Annotated in this window: 20 protein-coding genes and 3 tRNA genes; 11 read left to right on the top strand and 12 right to left on the bottom strand. The window is 57.7% G+C overall.

Annotated features, from left to right (window positions below; genetic code table 11):
* Window positions 1–13: 13 nt before the first annotated feature.
* The 5 genes from hcaD to hcaE are packed head-to-tail and all read right to left on the bottom strand — an operon-like array spanning window position 14 to window position 4,373.
* The gene (gene hcaD, locus ACOZ42_RS12645; protein WP_426345223.1) at window positions 14–1,309 is read right to left on the bottom strand and encodes a 3-phenylpropionate/cinnamic acid dioxygenase ferredoxin--NAD(+) reductase subunit; all 1,296 of its coding nucleotides are present in this window, start codon (window positions 1,307–1,309) and stop codon (window positions 14–16) included.
* Window positions 1,309–2,124, bottom strand: coding sequence for a 3-phenylpropionate-dihydrodiol/cinnamic acid-dihydrodiol dehydrogenase (gene hcaB, locus ACOZ42_RS12640; RefSeq protein WP_003803259.1), 816 nt, complete (start codon window positions 2,122–2,124; stop codon window positions 1,309–1,311). Before hcaB ends, hcaD begins: the two co-directional genes overlap by 1 nt.
* Window positions 2,121–2,441, bottom strand: a complete 321-nt coding sequence (gene hcaC / locus ACOZ42_RS12635) for a 3-phenylpropionate/cinnamic acid dioxygenase ferredoxin subunit (RefSeq protein ID WP_003803262.1) — start codon at window positions 2,439–2,441, stop codon at window positions 2,121–2,123. The genes hcaB and hcaC overlap by 4 nt, the downstream gene beginning before the upstream one ends.
* Window positions 2,442–2,469: 28 nt before the next feature.
* A complete protein-coding gene (gene hcaF / locus ACOZ42_RS12630; protein WP_003803263.1) occupies window positions 2,470–3,018 on the bottom strand; it encodes a 3-phenylpropionate/cinnamic acid dioxygenase subunit beta in 549 nt (182 codons plus the stop codon).
* Entirely contained in the window at window positions 3,015–4,373 is a 1,359-nt protein-coding gene (gene hcaE / locus ACOZ42_RS12625) for a 3-phenylpropionate/cinnamic acid dioxygenase subunit alpha (RefSeq protein WP_003803265.1), read from the bottom strand. The genes hcaF and hcaE overlap by 4 nt, the downstream gene beginning before the upstream one ends.
* A gap of 385 nt (window positions 4,374–4,758) precedes the next feature.
* Between hcaE and ACOZ42_RS12620 the strand changes: the two genes are divergently transcribed.
* On the top strand, window positions 4,759–5,712 hold the full coding sequence (locus ACOZ42_RS12620) for a LysR substrate-binding domain-containing protein (RefSeq protein ID WP_003803266.1): 954 nt from the start codon (window positions 4,759–4,761) through the stop codon (window positions 5,710–5,712).
* Window positions 5,713–5,844: 132 nt separating this feature from the next.
* Here the strand turns inward: ACOZ42_RS12620 and dbpA are convergent, their stop codons facing one another.
* Both dbpA and ACOZ42_RS12610 read right to left on the bottom strand, forming a co-directional pair.
* Window positions 5,845–7,245 carry an ATP-dependent RNA helicase DbpA gene (gene dbpA / locus ACOZ42_RS12615; RefSeq protein ID WP_003803270.1) on the bottom strand — a complete coding sequence of 467 codons (1,401 nt, stop codon included), beginning with the start codon at window positions 7,243–7,245 and terminating at the stop codon, window positions 5,845–5,847.
* Between the two features lie 171 nt (window positions 7,246–7,416).
* Window positions 7,417–8,205, bottom strand: coding sequence for an IclR family transcriptional regulator (locus ACOZ42_RS12610; RefSeq protein WP_230406188.1), 789 nt, complete (start codon window positions 8,203–8,205; stop codon window positions 7,417–7,419).
* Window positions 8,206–8,513: 308 nt separating this feature from the next.
* Here ACOZ42_RS12610 and ACOZ42_RS12605 point away from each other — a divergent pair, with 308 nt between their 5' ends.
* The 7 genes from ACOZ42_RS12605 (at window position 8,514) to ACOZ42_RS12575 (ending at window position 16,088) form a co-directional block, all read left to right on the top strand.
* Window positions 8,514–9,989: an NAD-dependent succinate-semialdehyde dehydrogenase gene (locus tag ACOZ42_RS12605; protein WP_003803274.1), complete on the top strand. Its 1,476-nt coding sequence runs from the start codon at window positions 8,514–8,516 to the stop codon at window positions 9,987–9,989.
* A gap of 103 nt (window positions 9,990–10,092) precedes the next feature.
* Window positions 10,093–11,391 carry an ABC transporter substrate-binding protein gene (locus ACOZ42_RS12600; RefSeq protein ID WP_131070808.1) on the top strand — a complete coding sequence of 433 codons (1,299 nt, stop codon included), beginning with the start codon at window positions 10,093–10,095 and terminating at the stop codon, window positions 11,389–11,391.
* 253 nt (window positions 11,392–11,644) lie between these two features.
* Window positions 11,645–12,541 carry a branched-chain amino acid ABC transporter permease gene (locus ACOZ42_RS12595; protein ID WP_039943692.1) on the top strand — a complete coding sequence of 299 codons (897 nt, stop codon included), beginning with the start codon at window positions 11,645–11,647 and terminating at the stop codon, window positions 12,539–12,541.
* Window positions 12,538–13,524, top strand: a complete 987-nt coding sequence (locus tag ACOZ42_RS12590) for a branched-chain amino acid ABC transporter permease (RefSeq protein WP_003803280.1) — start codon at window positions 12,538–12,540, stop codon at window positions 13,522–13,524. Before ACOZ42_RS12595 ends, ACOZ42_RS12590 begins: the two co-directional genes overlap by 4 nt.
* Window positions 13,521–14,270 (top strand): ABC transporter ATP-binding protein, encoded by a 750-nt coding sequence (locus tag ACOZ42_RS12585; RefSeq protein WP_059318043.1) that lies wholly within the window; start codon window positions 13,521–13,523, stop codon window positions 14,268–14,270. The genes ACOZ42_RS12590 and ACOZ42_RS12585 overlap by 4 nt, the downstream gene beginning before the upstream one ends.
* Window positions 14,260–14,922 (top strand): ABC transporter ATP-binding protein, encoded by a 663-nt coding sequence (locus ACOZ42_RS12580; RefSeq protein ID WP_003803284.1) that lies wholly within the window; start codon window positions 14,260–14,262, stop codon window positions 14,920–14,922. The genes ACOZ42_RS12585 and ACOZ42_RS12580 overlap by 11 nt, the downstream gene beginning before the upstream one ends.
* An 11-nt stretch (window positions 14,923–14,933) precedes the next feature.
* Complete coding sequence (locus ACOZ42_RS12575; protein ID WP_219235009.1) at window positions 14,934–16,088, top strand: iron-containing alcohol dehydrogenase; 1,155 nt, start codon at window positions 14,934–14,936, stop codon at window positions 16,086–16,088.
* Between the two features lie 326 nt (window positions 16,089–16,414).
* Here the strand turns inward: ACOZ42_RS12575 and ACOZ42_RS12570 are convergent, their stop codons facing one another.
* A complete protein-coding gene (locus ACOZ42_RS12570; RefSeq protein WP_426345222.1) occupies window positions 16,415–17,320 on the bottom strand; it encodes an alpha/beta hydrolase in 906 nt (301 codons plus the stop codon).
* A 262-nt stretch (window positions 17,321–17,582) separates the two neighbouring features.
* Here ACOZ42_RS12570 and ACOZ42_RS12565 point away from each other — a divergent pair, with 262 nt between their 5' ends.
* Together ACOZ42_RS12565 and fauA are read left to right on the top strand one after the other, a co-directional pair.
* A complete protein-coding gene (locus ACOZ42_RS12565; RefSeq protein WP_336579243.1) occupies window positions 17,583–18,533 on the top strand; it encodes a helix-turn-helix transcriptional regulator in 951 nt (316 codons plus the stop codon).
* A gap of 161 nt (window positions 18,534–18,694) precedes the next feature.
* Window positions 18,695–20,893, top strand: a complete 2,199-nt coding sequence (fauA, locus tag ACOZ42_RS12560) for a TonB-dependent alcaligin siderophore receptor FauA (protein ID WP_426345221.1) — start codon at window positions 18,695–18,697, stop codon at window positions 20,891–20,893.
* Window positions 20,894–20,944: 51 nt separating this feature from the next.
* On the opposite strand, the gene ACOZ42_RS12555 is transcribed toward fauA, so the two are convergent.
* The 4 genes from ACOZ42_RS12555 to ACOZ42_RS12540 form a co-directional block, all read right to left on the bottom strand.
* Complete coding sequence (locus ACOZ42_RS12555) at window positions 20,945–23,161, bottom strand: putative bifunctional diguanylate cyclase/phosphodiesterase (RefSeq protein WP_415301859.1); 2,217 nt, start codon at window positions 23,159–23,161, stop codon at window positions 20,945–20,947.
* A 279-nt stretch (window positions 23,162–23,440) separates the two neighbouring features.
* Window positions 23,441–23,516, bottom strand: a tRNA-Gly gene (locus tag ACOZ42_RS12550).
* Window positions 23,517–23,552: 36 nt separating this feature from the next.
* Window positions 23,553–23,626: transfer RNA gene (locus tag ACOZ42_RS12545), tRNA-Cys, on the bottom strand.
* 42 nt (window positions 23,627–23,668) lie between these two features.
* Window positions 23,669–23,744: transfer RNA gene (locus ACOZ42_RS12540), tRNA-Gly, on the bottom strand.
* 314 nt (window positions 23,745–24,058) lie between these two features.
* On the opposite strand from ACOZ42_RS12540, the gene murB reads away from it, so the two are divergent.
* The gene (gene murB / locus ACOZ42_RS12535) at window positions 24,059–25,069 is read left to right on the top strand and encodes a UDP-N-acetylmuramate dehydrogenase (protein ID WP_426345220.1); all 1,011 of its coding nucleotides are present in this window, start codon (window positions 24,059–24,061) and stop codon (window positions 25,067–25,069) included.
* The last annotated feature ends 105 nt before the right edge of the window (window positions 25,070–25,174 follow it).

Here is a 25,174-nt window from a genome sequence, read left to right as displayed (position 1 = left end):
CTCCTGATTCTGATTATGGGTGTGCAGGGGCAGCCGCCTCGTCCGTCAAGGCGGCATTGGTGGCTTGGCTGCGTGTGGTCTGCGTGATTTGTTTGGCCAGATGGCGCAGGTTCTGGGCAGTGTCGTTCCAGACCTCCAATGGGAGGACGGCGCGGTGTTCGATCAGCTCTTTGAGCGGGCGCATGTCGCGGCCTTGGTTGACGGTGATGGCGCCGCAGATGGCACCTTCCGGGTCCAGGCCAATCAGGACAAAGGGGGGCATGTCCAGTGTGCCGCGCAACACCCAGTGGGCAGCGGCCATGTCTCCGGCAAACTGAATGTTCAGGTCGCACTGATCGGTCCAGAACCAGGCAGGGCAGGGCTTGGCGGGTTCCTGGTTCAGCATGTGGCAAACGGCCATGCTGGCCTGCCGATTGGCGTTTTCCCAGGTCCCCTGTCTTTGCCAGCGGCCATCCAGACCGATTTGCACCGTAGTGTCGCCCGCCGCATAGATATTGGGCTGAGAGCTTCGACCATGCTCGTCAATCACGATTGCACCCTGCTCGGTGTGCAATCGCGCACTGTCGGCCAGACGGGTGTCAATGCTCACGCCCACGCCATAAATCAGCAGCTCACCTTGCAGTTGTTCGCCATTGTCCAGCGTCAGTACCACGCGCTGCTGATCGTTCAGTCGGGCGTTGTGGACGCGGGCACCGAGGTGAAAGCGCACGCCGCGAGCCTCATGCACGGACTGTAGATACTGACTGAGGACTTCGGGCGCGTTGCGCGACATGATGCGGCTGGCCGGATCGATCAGTTCCACCGTGGCACCCAAAGCGACCAGGCTGGATGCCAGTTCCAGGCCAATGACACCGGCACCGACCACCAGCACATGGCTGCCAGGTTTGAGCTGAGCGCGAATGCGGTGGGCATCGTCCAGGGTGCGCAGAACATGCGACACCGACCCCAACGCGTCCAGTTCGGGCAGGCGTCGGGCTTGTGCCCCAGTCGCCAGCAAGAGGCTGTCGTATCGCAGGGTTTCGCCGTTGGACAGGGTGATGCAGCCTTGCTGAGCGTCAATCGCTTCGGCACGGATACCCAATTTCAGGCTGATGTTCTGTTCGCTGTAAAAGCTGGCCGGATGCAGGTTCAGCTGCACATTGTCCGGGTCCAGCAAGGCGTCTTTTGACAGGGGTGGGCGCTCGTAAGGTAAGTGAGGTTCCTCACCGACCAGGGTGATCTGTCCGGCAAATTCTCGGCGGCGCAGTTCAGCAGCAGCCGTGGCACCGGCCTGTCCCCCGCCCACAATTACAATATGAGGTGTCTGCATCACAGCTCCAGTCCACCGGCCACATTGCGTATGCCGCGTACTCCCAGACCTGCGTCGGCATTGATCATGACGCCGGTCAGTGTCTGGTTGTTCTGGCGCGAGGCCAGTAGCACAAAGGGGCCGGTAAATTCTTCAGGTTCAGGAAAGAATTGCAGGGGCAGGATCGCTTTGATGGCCTCGGGCGAGCGCGAGTCCATGATGCGGGTATCTTGCTGGCCCAAGGCTTGGGGGCCACGCAGATCGGTTTTCATACCGCAAGGGCCTACGCCATTCACACGAACTTTAGGGGCCAGTTCAAAAGCCAGTTCGCGGATCAGACCGACCGCGGCATGTTTGCTGGCGGTATAAAGCGGGCCACCGCCTTCGGCGTAAAAAGCCGAATTGCTCAAGGTGAAAATCATGCTGCCGCAGGATTTGACCAGTTCGTCGGCAGCGGCCTTGGCACCGAGCAGATAGCCTTTGACGTTGATGGCAAAGAGCTCGTCAAAGCCTTTGTCCAGTTGCTCCATACTGGTGTTGATCAGCCGTGCGCCGTGGTCCCAGACCGCAGCATTGCCAATAAAGCAGTCCAGCTTGCCAAAGCGGGCCACCGTGGCCTTCACGGCGTTCTGGTTGTCGGCTGCGCTGCACACATCACCCTGGACGGCCAGCACCTTGCCGCCGAATTTCTGTTCCAGATCGGCGCATTTTTCTGCCGAGCGCTCCAGCACGGCCACGGATGCGCCTTCTTTCAGAAAGCGCTCTACCAATGCCAGACCCAGGCCGGAGCCGCCGCCGGTGATCAGGGCCACCTCGTTTTGCAGCCAGCCGTTCATGCCTGGGCCTCCAGATCGATATAAACCATGCCTTCGCTGATGATCACCGGATAAGTGCGTAATGCTTCGGTGGCCGGCTGGCACAGGGCAGCGCCCGTTTTCAGACAGAAACGGGCAGCGTGCAGCGGGCACTCCACGGTGCCGTCGTCCTCGATATAGCCTTCGGACATGGACGCGTTGCCGTGTGTGCAACGGTCATCCGTCGCATAGAAGGTGCCATTAATATTGAACAAGGCAATCTGGCGGTCGGGGGTGTCTATCTTCAGTGCCTCGCCATCGGCCAGGGCACCGGTTTCACATGCGGTAATGCGTGTCATATCAATCAACATCGGAAGGTGAGCGGGGTCAGAACAGCACGCTCAGGTTGTGGGATGTGATGACGACTTGATCCAGAACGATCTCGCGTTCATACAGTTCCCAGCCAAAGCGGTTGTCTGCGCGACGTACATAATCCAGGCGCTTGCCGGCGTACCAGGTTTCGTCCTTTTCTTTCTGGGCGCGGTACAGGATGTAGTTGCTGCGGATCTGGTAACCCTGCCCGTCAGCGGTGGGCCGGATACGCAGATTGCTGACAAAGTGGCGGGTGCGCGAGGGCGGCTCCTCCGCCCAGGCCATCCCGGTTTCCAGACGAGCGACGCGGCGTTCCAGCTGGAATTTGTTGTCGTTGAAAATCCAGGTGGTGGGCGGCTGTACGCTGCGACGGCGGTCACGGGTTTGCGCATTGGTGGTGCTGCGCATGTGGTAATGCACGTCCTCGGACAGCAGATCCAGCCAGTCGCGAAATTGCCAGTCGTCCAGCAGTTCGGCTTCCATGTAAAGGAAGTCGGCAATTTCGTGATGCACGTGCATGTCGACGATGGCGGTTTGGGTCGGTTCTTCAATGACGGCGCTCATTTCACCAGCTCCTCTTCATAGACACGGCTGCGCTCCAGCACTTCATCCCAGGTCTCGGACACCATCAGGTCGGCCCAGTACTTGTACAGACCGCGAGCGGCTGTTTCAGAGAAGATGTAGTTGGTGACGCCCGGCACGCCATCGCTGCGCAGACCTTCGTTGCCCAGGCCCATTTCCATGCACAGCTGGGTGTTGCGTGCGCGCTTGCCGCGCAGGATTTTCTGAATTTCAGCCCAGTTCTCGGAGTCGTCCTGCTCCAGGAAACCGGCGGGGCCAAAGGCGCGGGTGGCGCTGCGCTCAAAGGCGGCCTTCACATCGTCGGGTGCAGCGGCATCGGCAATGCAAAATGCCCAGACTTCCACCTGGTTCGGGCCACGTGGATGCCAGACGCGCAGCGTCGCCGTGCCGTTCAGCCAGCTCAGGGTGGGGAACATATTGTTGTGACCGGCCAGACGCAGGGCACGCACCTCGCCCAGGCGCTCGTGGGCTTCGGCATAAGTGTCGCGAAAGTACTGCGACACTTCACCGTCCACCCATACGTTGGCATCGGGCTGCTCGGTAAAGAAAAAGCCACTGCCATGGCCGCGTTGGCCATATTGAACGGCGTCCTTGGCGGTTTCCCACACCGGGCGTGCGGTTTGGCCGGCACCCAGCGCTTTATCCTCGTCACCCGGTTTCTGGCCCAGCACTTGCACGGCAGAAGCGTGCGAGAACAAGGCGTGATACTGGTCGGATGCGAACTGTTCAGCGGGGAACTTCCAGTTGCACTCGATGGTCCATTTCTGAACACCACCGATGATTTCGGTACCGCCTTCGCGCCGGTCCAGCACTCCGTCCAGGTACCAGGCAATGTCGCCCATGTACTCTTCCAGATCGGGAGCGGTGGCGTCCCAATTGCCAAAGACCAGGCCTTTGTATACTTTGACGCGGGTCACTTCCTGCAGACCCCACTTTTCCTTGCACAAGCCTTGCGGATAGGCGCGCGGCTCCAGCGGTACATCCACCAGATCGCCGTTGGTGCCATAGCTCCAGCCGTGGTAGGGACAGGTAAAGGCTTTGGTATTGCCCGAGTCGGCATAGGACACGCGCATCGAGCGGTGTCGGCATTGGTTCAGGAAGGCCTTGATCGAGCCGTCTTTTTGACGGACCACGATAATCGGGTCTTCACCCATATAGGTATTGAAGAAATCTCCCGCTTTGGGAATCTGGCTGGTATGACACAAAAACAGCCAGGTACGGCCAAAGATGCGTTCCAGCTCCAGCTCATAAATATCCGGGTCGGTGTAAATGGAAGGGGTAACGCGTCCATTACGCGCATCGACCAAGGCTTCGATTTTTTCAGGGTTGATTCCCATCGCTTGCTCCTCGCTATTGCAATGCGTGCTTTTGCAAAACAGGTTTTTGTCGCCAAGGGCAAAATGTAGAAGCTTGAAATGAATCCGACCAATACTTGCTTTAGATCGGGTGATCGGCAAAGCCGATAAGTCCGGCTTAAGACCCTGGTTTGGGTAGGGTCTAAGGGCGAAGTCCAGTATTGATGCGGGTTTGAGAGGGGCTAGGGTTTACGATAGGCATGAATGCTGCGATGCAGCATTCAACCTGGGGGCTGATTTTGAAGGCCGTAGAGCAGCGACAATAGGGCTTGCAAGACGGGCTGGCCCGGTGGGAGAACTGCTGGCCGGACCAGACCCTGTTCGGGTTTGAGCCGGGCAGGCGTGATCAATTTGACAGGAGACAAACTTGGAATTGCGACACTTGCGTTATTTCGTTGCCGTCGCGGAAGAGTTGAATTTCACCCGTGCTGCGGAACGGCTCTACACTTCTCAGCCCTCTTTGAGTGAGCAGATCCGCAATCTGGAAGAGGAGATCGGTTACCCCTTGCTGAACCGTACGCGGCGCAAAGTTGAGTTGACAGAAGCCGGGGTGGTTTTCCTGGAGGATGCGCGCGAGATCTTGCATAAAGTGGAGCAGGCTCTGGTACGTGCGGGCAGGGTGGCTTCACAGGCTCGGGAAGTGCTGACGATAGGCTTTGTGCCTGCTGCAGAGGTGCGTATCTTCCCCTCTGTTCTCCCTGCCTTTCGTGCCGCCTTTCCACAAGTGGATGTGGTGTTGCGCAGCCTGACCTCCAATGAGCAGGAAGGAGCCCTGGCCCGGGGAGAGCTGGATCTGGGTTTTATGCGCGGGCCGGTGCGCGCCACCAATGTCTGTAGCGAGGTCGTTCTGGATGAGCCCTTGCGGGTCTATTTGCCCAAAGGGCACCGCCTGGAAGCCTACAGCCTGATACCTCCCGCCCGCTTGAATCGTCTGCCCATGATCGCCGTTGACCGCTCTTACGGTCGGTCCATGCATGATGTGCTGGCCCGCTACCTGGCTCACCATAAAGTGGTGCCCGAGCATACCTACAACTCGGCCAACCCCTTGATGAGCATTAATCTGGTGGCGGCCGGGCTGGGTTATACCTTGTTGCCCACGTACGCGGAATACTTCATGCCCAAGAACGTGGTGTCACGCCCCTTGATTGGTGGCGGGCCGCGGTGTGAACTTTTTATGGCTTACCCTCGTGAGACAGGCTGCATGAGCGAGGCGGCTGTCAGCCTGATAGAACGCATACGGGAGCTGGCACGCTGGCATGGTTCGGGACCGTCAGCCGCCAGTCATTTGAAACAGGCACCCAGCAAGATTGCCTGTCTGTGAAAGGCCTGGAGGGGCCGGTTTTCTGTCTGGCTGTGGCGGGGTGGCACAGCCTTCCCAGCATGGCTTTGGGCATGAAAACAGCCCCCATTCGGGGGCTGCCTCAGTGTGGCGGGATCGCAGAGAAGGGACGACTTACTTATCTTCCACAAAGCGCATGCGGAAGCGGCGGCCCTTGATATTCGTTTCGGCGATCCGATCAAAGTATTGTCGGGCAATCCGGCGATCCAGCGCCACGTAGGAACGGGCATCGGTAATCGCAATCTTGCCGACTTGCTCACCTTTCAGCCCCACATCGCGGGTCAAGGCACCGAGCAGGTCGCCGGGGCGCAACTTGTCTTTTTTGCCGCCCTGAATTTCCAGCGTCATCATGGGCGCGCGTAACGGCTCTTTGGACTGAGGGCGCAAGCCTTTCAGGTTGCTCCATTTGACTTCGCTGCCCTGAAACTCCTCGATCAACTTCACCCAGCGCTGTTCGCTGCGCGAGACCAGATTCAGGGCCAGGCCTTTCTGATCACCACGACCCACACGGCCTACACGGTGGATATGCACTTCGCTGTCTTTGGTAACGTCCACGTTGATGACAGCGCCTAGATTCTGAATATCCAGACCGCGCGAGGCCACGTCGGTGGCTACCAGTACAGCGCAGCTCTGGTTGGAGAACTGCACCAGAATTTCGTCGCGGTCACGCTGCTCCAGATCGCCGGTCAGCGCCAGGGCCTGGATGCCTTCGGATTGTAGCTCTTCCACTACTTCCTGACACCGCATTTTGGTGTTGCAGAAAATCAGGGTAGAGGCGGGGCGGAAGTGCTCCAGCAAGGTCACCACGGCAGACAGGCGTTGCTCGGGGTGGACTTCATAAAAGATCTGCTCGATCTGGCTGGCATCGTGCAGCGCCTCCACCTTGACCTCTGCAGGTTTATGCAAAAAGCGGGCGCTGAGCTTACGGATGTTCTCGGGGTAGGTGGCCGAGAACAGCAGTGTCTGACGGCGGGGAGGGCAGTGTGAAGCAATCGCCACAATATCATCATGAAAACCCATGTCCACCATGCGGTCGGCTTCGTCCAGAACCAGTGTTTTCAGGGCCGACAAGTCCAGATTGCCTCGCTCCAGATGATCCTGAATCCGGCCTGGTGTTCCCACTACCACGTGAGCGCCATTGCGCAAGGCTTCTGTCTGCGGACGCGAGGGCACGCCCCCACACAAGGTCAGCATGCGCACGTTAGGAATCTGGCGAGCCAGACGGCGCAACTCGGTGGTGACCTGATCGGCCAGTTCGCGCGTGGGGCAGATCACCAAGGCTTGCGGTGTCAGTTTGCTGGGGTTGAGGGTTTGCAACAGACCCAGGCCAAAGGCGGCCGTTTTGCCGCTGCCGGTCTTGGCTTGGGCGATCAGGTCACGGCCTTGCAGAATCAGCGGCAGGCTTTGCTCCTGAATCGCCGTCATGTTTTCAAAACCCAGACTGTCGAGGGTTTCAAGCAAGGCGGGCAGAAGGGGAAGGGTACTGAAAGAGGTATGTGGCACGATGGGAGACATCAAAAAGAACTGCAAAATAAAGGATTTAGCGACAGTTTACCGTTTGCGGACCGATGGCTGGGAAATAATAGAAGGCAGTCCGAGCGGGGACAGTTGCCGATCATGATTCAAACAAAAAGGGGCGGCAGAAGCGGCCCCTTTTTGCAGCGCGTCGTACAGATCTGGATGCGCTTATGCTTTGCGCGATGCGCCCAGACGCTCCGAGAGGCGATTGGCTAGTTTACGCATGGCTTCCCCTGCACGGCGCTGGGCTGCCTCGTCCGCTTCCTGGGTGAGCAAACTGACCGCGACCCCGGCCACGGCAGCACGGTTATTGGAGTCGAACACCGCGGCTCCAAAACAGTGCATGCCATCCCGTACGCCACAGGCATCCACCGAATAGCCCAGGCGCTGCACGTCGCTGAGCTCCACCATCAATTCTTCCTTGTTGCGCGGGCCGTGCGCCGTCAAAGGGTCGGGCCAGGGATGATTCAGGGCCTGGTCCAGTTCCGGCGCTGGCAACGTGCTGAGCATGGCTTTACCGGTGGCGGTGTAGACCGCCGGCAGGCGCATGCCGGCGCGGAAGGTAAAACCCAGCGGCCGGGTCCCGTTTCGACAGGCAATGTAGACCACATCTTCACCATCCAGAATGGACAGGGTAATCGTCTCTTCCGGCAGGACGCGCATGTCGTCCCAGGCGGCAAAAAATTCCTGTGTCAGATCCAGCTGGGACAGGAACGCATTGGCCCAGCCCATGACGTGTGTGCCCAAGGTGAAACTGCCATTTTCCAGCTTACGGATCAGGTGCAGATCCAGTAGCGTGGTGCACAGACCATACAGGGAACTTTTGGGCATACCCAGACGTTTGACCAGGTCCGTAAATGACAGGGGCTCCGGTGAGGCCGCCAATTCGTCCAGTACGGTGACTGCGCGTACTACAGCCGGAACCAGTTTCTTCTCTTCCACTACGACTAACTCCATAACAACACACAGGAAGTCCAGTGAGCCCGGATGCACGGGTGCTGAACTCTGGAAACAGGGGTAAGGGACCGTCCGTACAAGGTGCAGCATCCCATAATCGAGCCGGCCGGACCAGACGTACAGGTCCTGCATTAGGCCAGATTTGCCGCTTTGATGCCAGCGTTCCATTGTGCCCTCAAACACCCTAAAACAAAAAATACGGCGACTGATCTTATACGGGTAAACCCGTAAGCCGATTCGTTGACGACGCGTTTTTTCGGCTCCTATAATTCTACCAAGTTCACTATAAGAGAAACAGGTTCAGCATAATGAACAATATCGCGGCATCATTGATTAGCAAACTGAAGGACCCCAGCCTGGCCAAAGATCAGTCCTGGACCGCTCAGGGTTGGGTCAGCGCGGGGGATGGCAACACGTTTGCCGTTCTGAATCCGGCCACGGGTGAGTGCCTGGCCAATGTCGCCAGCCTGGCCACGAAAGAGATTGAAGCGGTCATCAGCGATGCTGAAGTGGCCCAGCGCGAGTGGAAGGCACGCAGCGGGCACGAGCGCGCCAAGCTGTTGCGCGCCTGGTTCGATGCGCTGGTGGCCAATGCGGATGACCTGGCCACCATCATGACCATGGAACAGGGTAAGCCCTGGGCCGAGGCTCGTGGCGAAGTGCTGTATGCGGCTTCCTTTGTGGAATGGTTCAGCGAAGAGGCCAAGCGCGTGTATGGCGACGTGGTCGGCCACCCCCAGGCGGACAAACGCATTGTGGTGGTCAAGCAGCCCGTGGGCGTATGCGCGGCCATCACCCCCTGGAACTTCCCGGCGGCCATGATTACCCGCAAGGTTGCACCCGCTTTAGCGGCTGGTTGCAGCATTATTGTTCGTCCTGCCGACCTGACTCCCCTGACCGCCCTGGCGCTGGCCGTCCTGGCCGAGCGCGTGGGTATTCCCGCGGGTGTGTTCCAGCTGGTAACTGGCCAGTCCCGCGTGGTGGGTGCCGCCCTGACGGAAAGCCCTATCGTGCGCAAGCTGTCCTTTACCGGTTCCACCGAGGTGGGTCGTTTGCTGATGGCCCAGTGTGCTCCCACCATCAAGCGCTTGTCGCTGGAACTGGGTGGCAATGCGCCCTTCATCGTATTTGACGATGCGGATCTGGATGCGGCCGTTGAAGGCGCGATGGCGTCCAAGTACCGCAACAGCGGTCAGACATGTGTGTGCGCCAACCGCTTTTTGGTGCAGGACGGTATTTATGACCGCTTTGCCAAAGCCCTGGGCGAACGTGTGGCTGCCCTGAAAGTGGGCAACGGTATGGACGAAGGCGTAGAGCAAGGTCCGCTGATCGAGCAAAAGGCCGTCAATCGCCTGCGCGAACTGATTGATGATGCCGTTCAGAAGGGGGCCCGCGTTTTGCAAGGCGGCCAGCCCCATCCTTTGGGCGGTACCTACTTTGCACCCACCGTGCTGGGTGAGGCGACACCCGCCATGCGCGTGGCCCGTGAAGAATTGTTTGGCCCTGTGGCACCTTTGTTCCGCTTCAAAGATGAAGCCGAAGCCATCGCGATGGCCAATGACACCGAGTATGGTCTGGCTGCCTATTTGTTCACGCGTGACAACGCCCGTGCCTGGCGCATGGGCGAAGCGCTGGAATACGGCATGGTCGGCGTCAATACCGGTTTGATTTCCAACGAAGTCGCCCCGTTTGGCGGCGTCAAGCAATCCGGTCTGGGTCGTGAAGGCTCCCGTTATGGGATCGACGAGTACCTGGAAATCAAATACATGTGCCAGCAGCTGTAAGTTGATACATACCCGCGCCCCGCGCAGCGAAGGGGGCCGCTTTGCCGATAGCGTAGAGCGCCCCATCAGCAGAACCCCACAATAAGCTAAATAAGGAGACGTTATGTCTATCCTGTCTGCAACCCCACGCAAACTGACCCTGGCCCTGACGTTGGCCACGGCTGGCCTTTTGTCCGGCACGACTGCCCTGGCAGAAGAGGTCAAACCCATCAAGATTGGTGTGGTCACCTTCTTGTCCGGCGCGGCCTCCGGTCCTTTTGGCGTGCCTGCCAAGAATGCCGCTGAACTGACGGCTGCCCAGTTGAACGAAGGCAAGGTCCCCGCCCCTTACAATACCAAGGGTCTGGGCGGTGCACCGATTGAACTGGTTTTCATTGACGAGAACGGTGGTACTGCTAAGCAGGTCAGCGAATACCGCAACCTGGTTCAGCAACAAAACGTGGACATCGTGGTCGGCTACATCTCTTCGGGCGATTGTCTGGCCGTGGCCCCCGTTGCTGAAGAACTGAAAAAACTGACCCTGATTTTCGACTGCGGCACACCGCGTCTGTTTGAAGATGCCAGCTACAAATACGTGTTCCGTCCGGTGGCCCACGCCACGATGGACAACGTGGCCGCTGCCCGCTTTGTGCTGGAGCGCAACCCCGAACTCAAGAGCTACGCCGGTATCAACCAGAACTACGCCTGGGGTCAGGATGCTTGGCACGACTTTGAAGGCACATTGCAAGCGCTCAAGCCCGGCGTAGAAGCCAAGACCTCGCAAATGCCCAAACTGGGCGCGGGCCAGTACAATGCCGAGATCTCTTCCCTGATGGCGGCCCGTCCAGAAGTGATTCACTCCAGCTTCTGGGGTGGCGATCTGGAAGGCTTTGTGGTGCAGGCTCTGCCACGTGGTTTGTTCCGCAACACCCTGACCGTGCTGACTGCTGGCGAAACAGCAACGCACCGAGCCAACAACCAGATCCCCACAGGCACCATCATTGGCGCTCGCGGTCCACACGCTGCGTTTGCCCCTGACAATGAATTGAACCGGTGGTTGCGTGCCAGCTACCGCGAGCAGTTCAATGCGGACCCCAGCTACCCTTCCTACAAGATGACACAGACGTTGCTGGGTTTGAAAGCCGCTTATGAAAAAGCCCAGGCTGCCAACGACGGTAAAACACCGTCCACCGAACAAGTGATCAGTGCTTTCGAGCATCTGACCTTCGAGAGCCCATCGGGTGATGTCAGCATGTCCTTGGGCAAAGGCCACCAGGCTGTTCAAGGTACGACCTTGGGCGTGGTGAAAAACGACAAGGGCGTGATCAGCTACACCGATCTGCGTCACTTCAAACCTGAAGAAGTGACACCGCCCGAAGGCGTGAAATCCATCGACTGGATCAAGGGCGGCTTGAAGCACTGATACGGACAGGCGTCCTGACAAGGACGCTGCTCTGAACCTGAGGGCCTGCAAGACCTTGTTTTGTATGTCCGGTCTTTACCACGGGGACGCTCCCAGGGTAAAGGCCCCCTCGGGGGGAAGCAAGCCGAAGGCGTAGCCAGGGCGCATGTTTACCGCCGGGCTGTTCCCCAGGTAAAAGCTCCCCCGTTTGGGGGAGGCACACCCACGCTGCGGCGTGGTGGCATTTTTTATTCCATTTCCACAGAAACCGACTATGTCTCTTCTTTCTGCTGCCTTAATAGATGGCATCATGTACGCCGCCTGGCTGTTTCTGGTCGCGGTCGGACTCACGCTGATCTATGGTGTGATGAAGATCCTGAACATGGCCCACGGCAGCCTCTATACCATTGGCGCTTACACCGCTGTCACCATGGTGACGCAGTGGCTCTCTACCGATCACAGCCCGTACGGCAGCTATCTGATGCTGATCCTGGCCGCGGTCATTGCCGGTCTGGTGCTGGGTCTTGTCATTGAATACGGCCTGCTGCGCTTTTTCTACCAGGAAGAGCCGGTTGTCTCTTTGCTGATTACCTATGCGGTATTCCTGATCCTGGAAGATACCGTCAAACTGGTCTGGGGTGTCGATCCTTACGTGATCGCCGAGCCTTACGGCTTGCTGGGTAACGTCGAATTCGGTGATCTGTTCTACCCCACCTACAGCTTTGTGATTGTCGTGGCGGCCATTCTGGCTGGCTTGTGCCTGACCTTGTTCCTGAAGTATTCGCGTCAGGGCCGCATCTTGCTGGCCGTGATTCATGACCGTGAAGTCAGTCAGGCCATGGGCATCAATGTGCAACGCTACTTCCTGCTGACCTTTATTGCCGGTGCCACACTGGCTGCGCTGGGTGGCGCGCTGACGGCCCCCACAATTTCTGTGGCGCCCGGCATGGGGGTGGAGGTCATTGTGATGGCTTTCGCCGTGGTCGTGATTGGCGGTCTGGGCTCCTTGCCCGGCGCTGCGCTTGGCGCAGTGATTGTTGGCCTGGTGCGCTCTTTTGCTGTTCACTACTGGCCCGAAATCGAACTTTTCTCCATCTACGCGGTAATGGCCTTGGTGCTGGCCGTCCGTCCTAAAGGACTGTTTGCTGCTGCCGAGGCCCGAAAGATATGAACAAGACCAACATTACGCTTAAGCAGGGCATGATTGCCCTGACCATTACGGTGGCTGCCCTTATTGTGGGCTTTGGCCTGCCATCCTGGCAGTTTCTGATTACAGTGGCGCTGGCCAAGGGGTTGGTTGCCCTGGGCGTGGTGCTGTTGCTGCGCTCGGGCCTGGCCTCTTTCGGTCAGGGTCTGTACTACTGCATTGGCGCCTATGGCGTCGGCATGGCCATGAACTATCTGGACTGGCGCGAAACCGTCATCCTGCTGCCTTTTGCCGCCGCTTGTGCCGCGTTGCTTGCCTGGGTACTGGGTTTTCTGCTGGCTCGCTACCGCGATATTTTCTTTGCCATGCTCAGTCTGGCGCTGTCCATGATTATGTACGGCCTGCTGGTGCGTAACCCCAGCCTGGGCGGCAGTGACGGTTTTAATGTTCATGCTCCCTCTTTTCTGTGGGGAACGTTCGCCGATACGTTGTCGCGTCCGGGTGTGTTTGTCCTGACCGTGGTGCTGGTCGGTGTGGTGCTGTGGGCCATGCAAGGCTTCTTGCGCAGCCGCGCCGGTCGTCTCGGCCCAGCGATCAAGGACAATGAAATCCGCGTTGAATACCTGGGGGCTTCGGCCTACCGCAATATTCACCTGAGCTACGTGCTGGCTGCCGCGCTGGCCGGTCTGGGCGGTGCCCTGTCCTCGCTGAGCATCGGTCACGTAGACCCTGAACTGGCGTTCTGGACCACCTCGGGCGAGTTCATCTTCATTGCTGTGCTGGGCGGTACTCGTAATGCTTACGCGCCTTTCCTGGGTGCCTTGAGCCTGGAACTGATCCGCACACTGGCCTACCAATATGCCCCTAACACCTGGCAGATTGTCATGGGTGTCAGCATGTTGGCCCTGATTGTGTTTTTGCCCGGTGGCCTGATCAGTATTTTGAACCGTCGCAATGCGGCTGCTACCTCCAACGATTCTTCTTCACCGACAGGGGCCCGCTCATGAGTCAGTCACCCTTGATTTCCGCTAAAGGTTTGTGCAAGCAGTTTGGCGCTGTCCACGCTGCACGCGATATGACCGTTGATATCCATGCGCAAACCATTACGGGCCTGATTGGCACCAATGGCGCAGGTAAAACCACCTTCGTGAACATGTTGACCGGCTACATGAAGCCGGACTCGGGCAATATCTTTTTTGCCGGTCGCGAGATTACGGGTTTGCCACCACGGGAAGTGACCCGCATGGGTATCGCCCGTTCTTTCCAGATTCCGCAGCTGTTTACCTCGCTGAACGCCCTGGAAAACGTGGAAATTGCCCTGGGCGTGGCCAAACAGTCCTTGTCCGAAGCCAGTGCAATTCTGGAGCGTTTCGGCCTGAGCGCTTTCGCCCAGTCCCAGGCAGGCACCTTGCCCGAAGGGATTCGCAAGTTGCTGGACATTGCGCTGGCCATGGTGGCCCAGCCTAAAGTGCTCTTGCTGGACGAGCCCACCAGTGGCGTTGCCAGTGACGAGAAATTTGAAGTGATGGACCGCGTCATGAAAGTGGTCCGTGATGCGGGCGTGACGGTTCTGTTTGTGGAGCACGATATGGAAATCGTGCGTCGCTACAGTGATCGCGTGCTGGCTTTCTACGACGGCACCATTTTGGCCAACGGCACTCCAGACGAAGTGCTGGCCCATGAGCAGGTTCGTGAATACATCATCGGCGAGCCGGTGGGACGCAATAAACAGGAGGCCGATCATGCTGCTTGATGTCAAAAATCTGGATGTACGTATTGGCCCGACCAGCATCTTGCGCCAGGTAAACCTGCAAGTGCGCCAAGGCCAGATCGTGGGTCTGGCCGGCCGTAATGGGGCAGGTAAAACCACGCTGATGCGTACGGTAATGGGCTTGCTGGCCGTGGAAAACGGCTCGATTCAGTTCGATGGGCAGGAGCTGGCCAAGATGCCCGCTTACCGTCGCACCAGCCTGGGCATGGGTTTTGCCCCGGAGGATCGCAAATTGATCCCTGAGCTGAGCGTGGAAGAGAACATCCGCCTGCCCGCCTGGGCACTGAAATCTCAGGATATCGAAGCGCGTCTGGACCGTGTCTGGCGCATCATCCCGGAATTGAAGGTGTTTGGCCCGCGCCGTGCCTTGCAGTTGTCCGGAGGGCAACAAAAGCTGGTTGCCATTGGGCGCGCCTTGATGACTGCCGACAAGCTGCTGTTGCTGGACGAGCCTTTTGAAGGCGTCGCGCCTGCGCTGTCCAAGCGTATTGCGGAAGTGGTGGGCGAGCTGAGCAAAGAAGGCTTCAGTGCTTTGTTGTCGGGTGCCGACTTGCAGCACGCCGGCAATGTGATTGATTACACCTACCGGATGGACCGCGGCCGTATCGAAGTACCGCAGCCCGCCATACCATAAGGAGAAAGCCCATGTCGGCATTCGAGTTCAGAACCACCCCCGCTATTTACGTTGAAAGCGGAGCCGCTGCCCGGCTCGGCCAGATCCTGCGCAAGCGCTACTCGCAAGAGCGTGTTTGTCTGGTGACTGACCGATTCCTGCACGAAAGCGGTCTGCTGGACCCTGCACTGGCTGATCTGAAAGCCAACGGCTGGACCGTGCAAGTGATTGATGATGTGATTGCCGATCCGCCCGAGCATATTGTCCTGCAGGCGACCGAGCGCGCCCGTCAGGCCAAGACGGAAATCGTGGTTGGTTTGGGGGGCGGCTCGTCGATGGACGTGGCCAAGCTGCTGGCTGTGTTGCTGGCGTCGGACCAGCCCCTGCAAGAGATGTATGGCATTGATAAGGTGCGCGGCTCACGCCTGCCCTTGGTGCAGATTCCGACCACAGCGGGAACAGGGTCGGAAGTGACGCCTATTTCCATCGTGACCACCGGCGAGACCACCAAATCCGGTGTGGTCGCTCCCGAGCTGTACGCCGACCTGGCCATTCTGGACTCGGAACTGACATTAGGTCTGCCTCCCCGTATTACGGCGGCGACCGGTATCGACGCCATGGTCCACGCCATCGAGGCCTACACCAGCCGTATCCTGAAAAACCCGCTCTCGGACAACCTGGCCAAACAAGCCCTGCGTCTGATTGGCGGCAAGCTGGTACACGTTTGTCGCAACGGCCAGGATGCCGCTGCACGTCAGGACATCCTGCTGGGCGCCACGCTGGCTGGTCAGGCTTTTGCGAACGCCCCCGTGGGTGCCGTACACGCATTGGCTTACCCGATCGGCGGTATTTTCCACGTGCCACATGGCTTGTCGAACTCGCTGGTTCTGCCGCACGTTCTGCGCTTTAACGCTCCGGCTGCAGCCCCGTTGTATGCCGAGCTGGCTGAAGTGCTGATTCCCGGCATCCAGGGTGATGAGGCCTCCAAGACCGAAGCCTTCATCCACTTCATGGAACAGATCGCCATTGATACCGGCATCGAGCGCCAACTGCGCGACGTGGGTATCAAGGAAAGCGACTTGCGTCGTATGGCCCAGGAAGCCATGAAACAAACCCGTCTGCTGGGCAACAACCCCCGCGACGTGACCGAAGACGACGCTTTCGCTATTTACAGCGCCGCGTTCTGATAGACCGCTTACAGCGGAAACCGTTTTGCCTGAGTCTGGTGCTGTGCCGGCTCAGGTTTTTTTTGTTCTAGGAAAAGCAAGCCTCAACGAGTAGGGCAGGAAGGGGTAGCCAAGCGGGTACTTGCGAGTCTGCAGACTAAGGTAGGGTGTTGCTCACGTCGTCTGCTTTGCCTTTCTTTTTTTCTTTGGCCTCGGTGTCAGCCCGCTGTGCTGCTGCGTCAGCTGCGCGACGAGGACTAGGGCTGTTTTCTACTCAAGGCGGCGTCGTCCAGTGCCGTTGGGAATAGGGGCTGACCGGCTCAGGAGGAGGCTTTGGGTGGGCATTATTATTGTGCGGCCATTCTCAGCGCTGGTTTCAAGGAGGCGGCCAGCATTTGCCTATGATTCAGTTCGCTAAAGTTTTCGTAACTGACATTCAGCCCCGCATCCCGCAGATACGTGGCCAGATCCTGGGTAGACCAGTGTGCTGCGGCATTGCTCATGGAGGTATTTCTGCGCTGCCCGCCAACCAGGATGGCGATGTGCTTGTCCTTCGCCAGCGACGTATCAAAGGCCAGGGCAGTCTTGACCAGAATGCCATCGTGCCACCATAAGGAGGGATCCCCCGCGACGTAGCGATGGTATCGATCGGGACGGTTGAACAGGGTGTACAAGGTGAACAAGCCGCCGTACGAGTGGCCCCATAGCGTCTGGCGCGAACGGTCAATCAGTTCGCGGTTTTCGACCATCGGCTTGATCTGCGTTTCGATATAGTCCAGAAAAACATCTGCGCCGCCACCCAAACGGCCCCGGACTTCCACCGTTTTGTTCGGGCCGTTGTCTGTGACGGGAGGCGTGTAGTCAAAAGAACGGGCAAGCACATCGTGGCGGGCATCGGTGTCATAGCCAATGGCGACCAGAACCGGGGCAGATAGGGCACTGATGGCTTTCAAGTCGTCCACCTCGATACTGGCCATGGCGGCATTGCCATCCAGCATGTAAATCACGGGATGACCGCGTGCAGGAGCAGGGCGGTTTGGCGTACCGATCTGGATTTTGTAGCGCCGCTGGCCGTCCTGCGAGTTCATGAACAGCGTCTCAAAGCGGTACAGGTTTTGTGGCTGGTCCACGATGGTAGGACCTACTGGCTCGTCCCAGGGGCGGGTGCTTTGCTGGGCGTGAGTATGAGCGGCAAGGGTGAGGGTCAAGCAGAGCGTGACGGCATTGAGCAGAAAGCGGGGCAGGAAAGTCATTATCAAGGTGTGAAACGGAAAAATTAATTGCTAATGATTATTATTACAACTCAGGAATTCAGAAAGAGTAAACCCATTTTGTTTTCCCGTCCCTTTTGATAAGCCCAACGCGGTTGACGGGCACGAGGGAGACATAAAGTCACCATATAATTGAGAATGTGTGTTATTCTCAATTGCGCTGTTTCCCCTTGCCGTCGTGGCCTGCTCTGGTAAAGAGAAGGAGCTGCGGGTCTGGCTTGAGCATTTCCCCCTCTCGATTGCTATGATCAGATTTACGGTATCGGACTTTAACCGGCTCGGTAGTCCGATGGGTTTCCGCTATTGCTTGCCGGAGTACACCGGCCCGAAGCAGGACATGGAGCAGCTGTGCATTGCTCAGGGCAAGGTGCAGGACTATGAGCTTCGGCCAGGCATGAAGATGGTGCTGTCGGACATCATCACTCATCATCAATACGCAGCGACCTCACTGGCCGCCCCGCAGTTTTCAGCAATTGTCATTGTGCGGGGGCGGGCACACGCGCAGCTTGCCAAGCAGAGTTCGCTTAGCATGACGGCCCAACGGGGAGCCACAATTGCCCATGCTGATGCCTTGACCGTGACAGGAATTCACCCTGCCGGGCAGCGCCTGCGGGGCCTTAATATCACCATGAGCACCCCAGACAGTCTGGCTGATTCGCCGCTGGGCGAAGCCCTGGCTGGCGTCATGGCTTCAACGCAAATATGGTTGCAACCCTGGGCCGTACCCCCTCACTTGCTGACCGCTATCGATCAATTGATCGACAGCCCCTTGCAAGGAGCATTGCATCACCTGTTGCTGGAGGGGATCAGCCTGCAAGTGTTGGCCCACGCGCTGGATGGACTGGCTCGAAGCACAGAAAAAAATTCCCCTGTCTCGATCCGTGATCGGCAATTGCTCGAACGCGTTAAAGAATGTCTCTATCAGGCCCCCGGCGAGGATCACACTCTGGCTGAGCTGGCGCGGCTGGCCTGCATGAGCCCCAGCACCTTGCGCTTGAAGTTTCAGGCTGTCTATGGATGCTCGGTTTTTAGCTGGCTGCGTGAACGCAGGTTGGAACTGGCGCGTGAATATCTGATGCAAGGGGGGAGCGTGCAGCAGGCGGCGCACTCTGTCGGATACCGCCATGCCACCAACTTTGCGACGGCATTTCGCGAGCGCTACGGCATATCGCCTAGCGAGTTGAGCCAAGCTTGATAGATGTGCTGGCCGATGCGATCCGGCGGCGGTGGCGAGCTGGGCGCCAGTACAGCCAGGAAGGGTGTTTGGCATAGCGTTTTTGCGTTTGTGAATACATCACTACCAAATATGTAGATGATAATTATTCGCATCTAAAACCTATGCCGAGATTGACCATCATGTCTGCTGTTTTTTCCAGCTCTGCCTGCTTGCGTGTCCGTCTACTGACGTCCCTTTCCCGGTCAGCCCTGTGGTTGGCGACGGCCGCCAGCCCCGTCTGGGCGCAAGGCAGTGCGCCTGAACCCTCACCGGTGGAGTTATCCGTGATTACCATTCAAGGCAGTCGGGACCCGGGTGTGACAGAAACCAGCGGGTCCTACACCGCCAAGGCCATGAGCACGGCCACTGGTTTGTCACTGTCCATTCGGGAAACGCCACAGTCGGTCAGCGTGGTCAGCCGTCAGATGATGGATGATAGGGGTATGCAAACGACGGCAGATGCGCTGCAAAGCGCGCCGGGTGTTTCGGTGACGCGCAGCGACACCAACCGCTATTCGTTCTCGTCCCGTGGCTTTGCCATAGATAACTACCAATTCGACGGCTGGACTCAGCCTGTTCTGTCTCCCTGGGCGTTCGGAGAGAGTAATCTGGATTTGGTGGTATTTGACCGGGTGGAGGTGGTGCGCGGTGCCACCGGTTTGATGACAGGCGCGGGTAACCCTTCTGCAGCGGTCAACTATGTGCGCAAACGGCCTTTACGGGACTTGGCGTTCTCGGCCGGGGTGCAGACCGGTAGTTGGGATTTCGCACGAGGCTACGCAGACGTTTCTGCACCGATTAGCCAGGATGGTCGTGTGCGCGGGCGTCTCGTGGGCGCTTATGGCAAGGGTAATAGCTACACGGATTGGCAGGATACGCAGACGCGTACGCTGTATGGCGTAATGACGGCTGACCTGATCCCGGGGATGGAGCTGAGCGGCGGGGTGGCCTATCAGTCCAGCGCCAATAATGGCTTTGGCAGCGGTTTCCCGCTGTTTTATAGCGACGGCTCGCGTACGGACTTCAAGCGCTCGGTTTCCAACAATAGTGATTGGTCACGTATCGAGAACGACACACTCACTGGCTTTGTGGATGTCAGCCACCAGTTTGCCAATCACTTGAAACTGCGCCTGAGCTATAACCAGTCGCATACGGATGCGTCCATGAAACAGATTTTCCGCGGGGGCTATCCGGACCGGGACACGGGTCTCGGGATGTCCAACTCCTATTCGTTTTATAAGGGGGAAGTGCGTCGCCAGGCTTTCAATGCTGCTTTGTCGGGGCCTGTGGAGCTGTTTGGCAAAGAGCACGAGTTTTCGGTGGGGTGGACGACATCTCGGGATCGAGTCTCCTTTCCCCAGTATCGTGCCATGGCGCCGTTGCCGGATGCGGGCAGCTTTTATCAGCCCGGGCTTGTGTCCGAGCCGGTCTGGTCCGCCAATCCTTCCCAGGCGGATGATACGGATAACCGACAATCGGGAGCTTATGTCGTGGCCCGTCTGAGCCTGCGGGATAATCTGCGCTTGATGGTGGGCGGGCGGTTGAGCAATTGGGAAACGGACCAGACCTACTTTGGTGCTAAACGTCAGTATCGTCATCGGAATGAATTGATTCCTTATGCTGGCCTGACTTATGACTTTGATGACAGCTATACGGCCTACGCCAGCTATACAGCGATTTTCAAACCGCAAAATGCACGCGATGAGCAAGGTGAGATTCTTGCGCCGATCACGGGTACAAGTTACGAACTCGGGCTGAAAGCGGCCTGGCTGGACGGACGGTTAAATGCTGCGGTGTCTGTCTTTCAGACGCGACAGGACAACCTGGCTCAGGCTACTGGCAAGCAGGTGATGGGCGCGCCGCCCAACACCCCTGCTTATCGCCCGGTCTCGGGTGCCAAGGTAGAGGGGATTGAGCTGGAACTGGGCGGTGAAGTGATGCCCGGTTGGAACGTGGCCAGCAGCCTGACTACGTTTACCGCCAAGGATGCACAGGGCAAGCCTATTAACACAAACAAGCCGCGTACCTTGTTCAAGCTCTTTACCACGTACCGCATGCAGGGAGATTGGCAAGGACTGACAGTGGGCGGTGGCATCGATTGGCAAAACCGCATGTACCAGGATGCGACCGCGCCGGGGCGCAACGTGGTCAAGGTAGAGCAGGGCAGCTATGCCATCGTCAACGTGATGGCCCGCTATGACTTTAACAAGCGTATGTCTGCCACCTTGAACGTGAACAACCTGTTTGACAAGAAGTACTACTCGCAGATCGGTTTTTATAATCAGGGCTGGTATGGCGCGCCTCAGAACGTAATGCTGTCCCTGAAGGCGCAATATTGAGACTGGGCCAAGGGCGGGCTCGCCCTTCTGTGAAGCCCGCTTGTGCCGATGCTAGGGACCGATAATGGGTTTTCTATCGAGTAGGCAAGGTTTGAGTGGGCCTTTGTGCTGGATGAATTGTGTTGTGAATGTGTCGGCACAAACCGGCTTGCCATACAAATAACCTTGTACTTCGGGGCATTCATTACTTCTCAGGAACTGAAGTTGCTCCTCGGTTTCCACGCCTTCTGCAATGACATCCAGACCAAAGTTTTTAGCCAAGTAGATAATCGCCTTGACCAGGGCGGCGTTCCCGGTATCTTCGTGGACATTGCGGATAAAAGAGCGGTCAATTTTCAGTCGGCTGACTGGGTAGGTTTTGAGCAGGCTCAATGATGCATAGCCCGTCCCGTAGTCGTCGAAGGCCAGGCCAATGCCGAGGTCACGTAAACTGTGGAGCAGGTTCTTGGTCACCATGTCGTTGCGGAACAAGGATGTTTCCACAATCTCCAGTTCCAGACAGTGCGCTGGTAGGCCTGTTTCAGCCAGGATGGTGCTGATCGTGGAGCGCAGACGATTGGTTCGTAGCTGTGCCTCGAACAGGTTCACGCCAATCCGAAAAGTGGGGATGGTCGCGTGCCAGTGCGCGGCCTGACGGCATGCCGTGCGTATTATCCACGCCCCTATGGCAGGGGCAGACTGCTTTTCGTTGAGCACATCAATAAAAGAGACCGGGGATAACAAGCCTCGTGTTGGATGATTCCATCGGAGCAGCGCCTCCGCGCCGGTCAGCAATCCGCTGCGGGTAGAGACCTGGGGTTGGTAGAAAAGCTCAAACTCCCCGTGTTCAAAAGCCAGGCGTAGCTCCCGCTCGAACGATCTGCGTGCGACCGCCACTTCACGCAAGAGTGAAGAGAACATCACGTAGTGTCGTTTCCCGGAGGATTTGGCTTTGTACAGCGCCAGATCGGCAGCGTTCAGAACCTCCTCGGCGCTGGTGCCGTGCATCAGCGTCAGCGCCACTCCCATGCTGGCACTGGTTTCAATAACCTGGCCAGCAAAGTTGCAGGGTGTCGCCAAGGTATTGAGCAGCGTTTGAGCCGCGATGCGGGCGGCCTGCTCCTGATTGCCGGGTAGCAAGGCCACAAACTCGTCGCCGCCCAGTCGAGCAAGCATGATCGCGTCAGGAAAGGCGGACTTCATTTGCTGTGCAATATGTTTGAGGACGGCATCGCCGGCGGAATGTCCGAAGGTGTCGTTAATCTCCTTGAAGTCATCCAGATCGATCAGCAAGATGGTGGCGGGCGCTTCTTCGGCAAGTGTCTGGGCAAGGCGTGCCTGCCACATTCCCCGGTTGGCAAGCCCTGTCAGGGCATCGAGCGAAGCCAGCTGGAACAGTCTTTCTTCATGGTGCCGCCGCGCCGTGGTGTCTCGAACAATGGCGCCGATATGGCGTGAGCCGGCCTCAGTCCAGGTCGATAGGGAGAACTCTGCCGGGAATTCGGTGCCATCCTTGCGCAAAGCGGACAGTTCGATCCTGCGGTCAGGCAGTTTCATCTGTTCGCCCTGCTGGAGTCGGACAAGTTCGTGCTCGTAAACCTTGCGCCAGTTGTCAGGCACAATGATCGAGCCGGGTTGCCCCAGAATTTCTTCCGCTACATAGCCAAAGATCTTTTCGGCAGAATGATTCCATAAGGTAATGCGGCCATGCTCATCCGAGCCGATGATGGCATCGGGAGAGGCGGTCGCGATATTTTCAAATCGGGCTTTGCTGACTGATGGAGTCTGTTCCAGACGACGGGCTTGCATGCGTTCCATGATCAGGCTGGCCAGATCGGACAGATTGGCTCGCTCGTCATCGCTAAAGGCTTGTCGTGGCTTGGTATCAATCAGGCACACGGTGCCTAATCGTTCTCCTGTTGGGGCCAGCAGCGGCTTTCCGGCATAAAAGCGAACGAAGGGCGGGCCCGTAACTAAAGGGTTCGAAGCAAAGCGTGGATCTTGCAGGGCATCGGGGATCAGTAGAATGTCATTGGACAGGATGGCATGTGCGCACAAGGAATCAGCGCGACTGATCTCGTTCAGGTCCGTACCCACGCGCGCCTTGAAAAACTGTCGATCTTTATCGATCAGTGTGATCAGAACGATGGGAACCTTGAATAGCCTGGCCGCCAGGTTGGCGAGTCGGTCAAACTCCTCGGTGGGAGGGGCATCGAGCAGTTTGTACTCCGCCAGGGCGCGTAGGCGACGATCTTCTTCGACAGATACCGGGTAGGAAGGGGCGCTCATGGTTGTCCAGTGCTCCATAGGGTCGGCTGTAAAAAACAATCAGTAACGGGGCCCATCTCGATAAAGTGACGCTGGCGGACGATGATGATTTCCGTTTGTTCCACGTCATGACAGCTTAGCGGTATTTATACCTCGGGGCGGGGCACGTTGCCTTATTGAGACGCTAGCGGTGATGCGCCTCAGACAGGGACGAGCCGGGTTTGGTACGGATGTTCTTGGGAGGAGAGGGAAATGGCAGGACGAAAAAAAGCCCAAACCGAAGTTTGGGCTTTTTGAATTTGGAGCGGGAGACGAGTCTCGAACTCGCGACCTCAACCTTGGCAAGGTTGCGCTCTACCAACTGAGCTACTCCCGCATTTTTACTGCATTACCGACTTGTGACCAGCATTACTGGAGGCGCAAGCCGGAATCGAACCGACCTAGACGGATTTGCAATCCGCTGCATAACCACTCTGCCATTGCGCCGTGGTCGATTAAAAAGGGAAGCCTAGGCTTCCCTTAGGAATCTGGAGCGGGAGACGAGTCTCGAACTCGCGACCTCAACCTTGGCAAGGTTGCGCTCTACCAACTGAGCTACTCCCGCATTTTGCTGTGCAGATTGAATCTGTTTTCAGCGTTTTACTTATTAGCTGGTGCTGATTAAGTAAAGAAAGCTAGTTTAAAGTGGCTGTTTTTGTTTGTCAAGTTTTTTTGATAATTTGCACACGCTTTCATCAAAACTGCTGAACAAACTTTACTGCCTGCAAACTGCTTTTTGCTGCCAAACGGACGCTGCGTCAAGCAAGAACGTAACTTTAGTCTGCAAGACGTATCCCTGTCAAGAGATTCTGTAATTTTTTCCGGAAAATTGTCTGTCCGAGCTATGCTTATTGCTTTCTTGGATCGTGGAACTGGGTCGTGGACAGGCAGCATAATGTTGATTTGAGCGCTTTTAACACCTTGGGTCTGGATAGCTGTGCACGTGATCTGGTGGTGTACGAACAGCTTGGCCAGCTACCGGAGTTGCAGGCTGCGGTGGAGCAGGGCGAACGTGTTTTCGTCCTCGGCGGGGGCAGCAATGTCGTGCTGGCCGAGCAACTCGATGCCTTGGTGATCAAAGTGCAAAGCAAAGGAATTCGCTTGCTGGCCCAGCATGACGATGGCTTTATAGTGGAAGCGCAGGCAGGCGAATGCTGGCATGACTTTGTGCAGTACTGTTTGCAACAGGGTTGGCCCGGTTTGGAAAATCTGGCGCTGATCCCCGGCACAGTGGGCGCCGCTCCGGTTCAGAATATCGGTGCTTATGGTCTGGAGTTGGAGCAACGAGTTCACAGTGTGCTGGCCTGGAGTTTTAAAGAGGGCCGATTGCTGGAACTGTCAGCACCAGAATGTGGTTTCGCTTATAGAGACAGCCGTTTCAAACGCGATCCTGCCGGTAGTTGGTTGATTGTGGCGGTACGTTTCCTGCTGCCTCGTCCCTGGATGCCCGTGCTGGAGTATCCCGACCTGAACAAACAAGCCCACCTGGCAGGTAAGCCGGACCCGGAAACGATTTTTCAGGCCGTCTGCGATATTCGTCGTCAAAAGCTGCCAGACCCCAAGGTTCTGGCTAATGCAGGTAGCTTTTTCAAGAATCCGGTGGTGCAAACCGCGCAGCGCGATGCGCTAAAACAGCAATGGCCTGATCTGGTGTCTTACGACGTGGGACAGGGGCGGTGCAAGCTGGCAGCGGGCTGGTTGATTGAGCAGTGCGGCTGGAAAGGGCGGACGGATGGCGCTGTGGGGGTGCACGACAGGCAGGCTTTGGTGCTGGTCAATCATGGTGGTGGAACCGCTGCGGATATTGGGCGGCTGGCAACAGCGATCCGAGCCTCGGTGCGGGAGCGCTTCGGCGTCGAGCTGGAGCAAGAACCCGTTGTGGTGGCTTAGGCCTGGCGGCTCTCTAGGGTTTGGCGAATCGTGGCTCGTAGCTACGTCGCGGCGGGCAAGCCCGGTCAACTCAGGGATGAGGCAGACCGATAAAGGGAAACCCCG

It is taken from the genome of Alcaligenes sp. HNGD-HTN06 (genome assembly GCF_049932565.1).
In the GTDB taxonomy this organism is placed as follows: Bacteria; Pseudomonadota; Gammaproteobacteria; order Burkholderiales; family Burkholderiaceae_B; genus Alcaligenes; species Alcaligenes ammonioxydans.
This window is presented reverse-complemented; position numbering and strand designations above follow the sequence as displayed.

Coding starts and splice junctions, on each gene's coding strand:
- ACOZ42_RS12565 (WP_336579243.1), top strand. CDS start 17,583: ATGATCAGATTTACGGTATCGGACTTTAACCGGCTCGGTAGTCCGATG.
- ACOZ42_RS12555 (WP_415301859.1), bottom strand. CDS start 23,161: ATGAGCGCCCCTTCCTACCCGGTATCTGTCGAAGAAGATCGTCGCCTA.
- ACOZ42_RS12600 (WP_131070808.1), top strand. CDS start 10,093: ATGTCTATCCTGTCTGCAACCCCACGCAAACTGACCCTGGCCCTGACG.
- dbpA (WP_003803270.1), bottom strand. CDS start 7,245: ATGTCTCCCATCGTGCCACATACCTCTTTCAGTACCCTTCCCCTTCTG.
- hcaE (WP_003803265.1), bottom strand. CDS start 4,373: ATGGGAATCAACCCTGAAAAAATCGAAGCCTTGGTCGATGCGCGTAAT.
- hcaB (WP_003803259.1), bottom strand. CDS start 2,124: ATGAACGGCTGGCTGCAAAACGAGGTGGCCCTGATCACCGGCGGCGGC.
- hcaF (WP_003803263.1), bottom strand. CDS start 3,018: ATGAGCGCCGTCATTGAAGAACCGACCCAAACCGCCATCGTCGACATG.
- ACOZ42_RS12590 (WP_003803280.1), top strand. CDS start 12,538: ATGAACAAGACCAACATTACGCTTAAGCAGGGCATGATTGCCCTGACC.
- ACOZ42_RS12575 (WP_219235009.1), top strand. CDS start 14,934: ATGTCGGCATTCGAGTTCAGAACCACCCCCGCTATTTACGTTGAAAGC.
- ACOZ42_RS12605 (WP_003803274.1), top strand. CDS start 8,514: ATGAACAATATCGCGGCATCATTGATTAGCAAACTGAAGGACCCCAGC.
- hcaC (WP_003803262.1), bottom strand. CDS start 2,441: ATGACACGCATTACCGCATGTGAAACCGGTGCCCTGGCCGATGGCGAG.
- ACOZ42_RS12595 (WP_039943692.1), top strand. CDS start 11,645: ATGTCTCTTCTTTCTGCTGCCTTAATAGATGGCATCATGTACGCCGCC.
- ACOZ42_RS12570 (WP_426345222.1), bottom strand. CDS start 17,320: ATGACTTTCCTGCCCCGCTTTCTGCTCAATGCCGTCACGCTCTGCTTG.
- ACOZ42_RS12580 (WP_003803284.1), top strand. CDS start 14,260: ATGCTGCTTGATGTCAAAAATCTGGATGTACGTATTGGCCCGACCAGC.
- hcaD (WP_426345223.1), bottom strand. CDS start 1,309: ATGCAGACACCTCATATTGTAATTGTGGGCGGGGGACAGGCCGGTGCC.
- fauA (WP_426345221.1), top strand. CDS start 18,695: ATGTCTGCTGTTTTTTCCAGCTCTGCCTGCTTGCGTGTCCGTCTACTG.
- ACOZ42_RS12585 (WP_059318043.1), top strand. CDS start 13,521: ATGAGTCAGTCACCCTTGATTTCCGCTAAAGGTTTGTGCAAGCAGTTT.
- ACOZ42_RS12610 (WP_230406188.1), bottom strand. CDS start 8,205: ATGGAGTTAGTCGTAGTGGAAGAGAAGAAACTGGTTCCGGCTGTAGTA.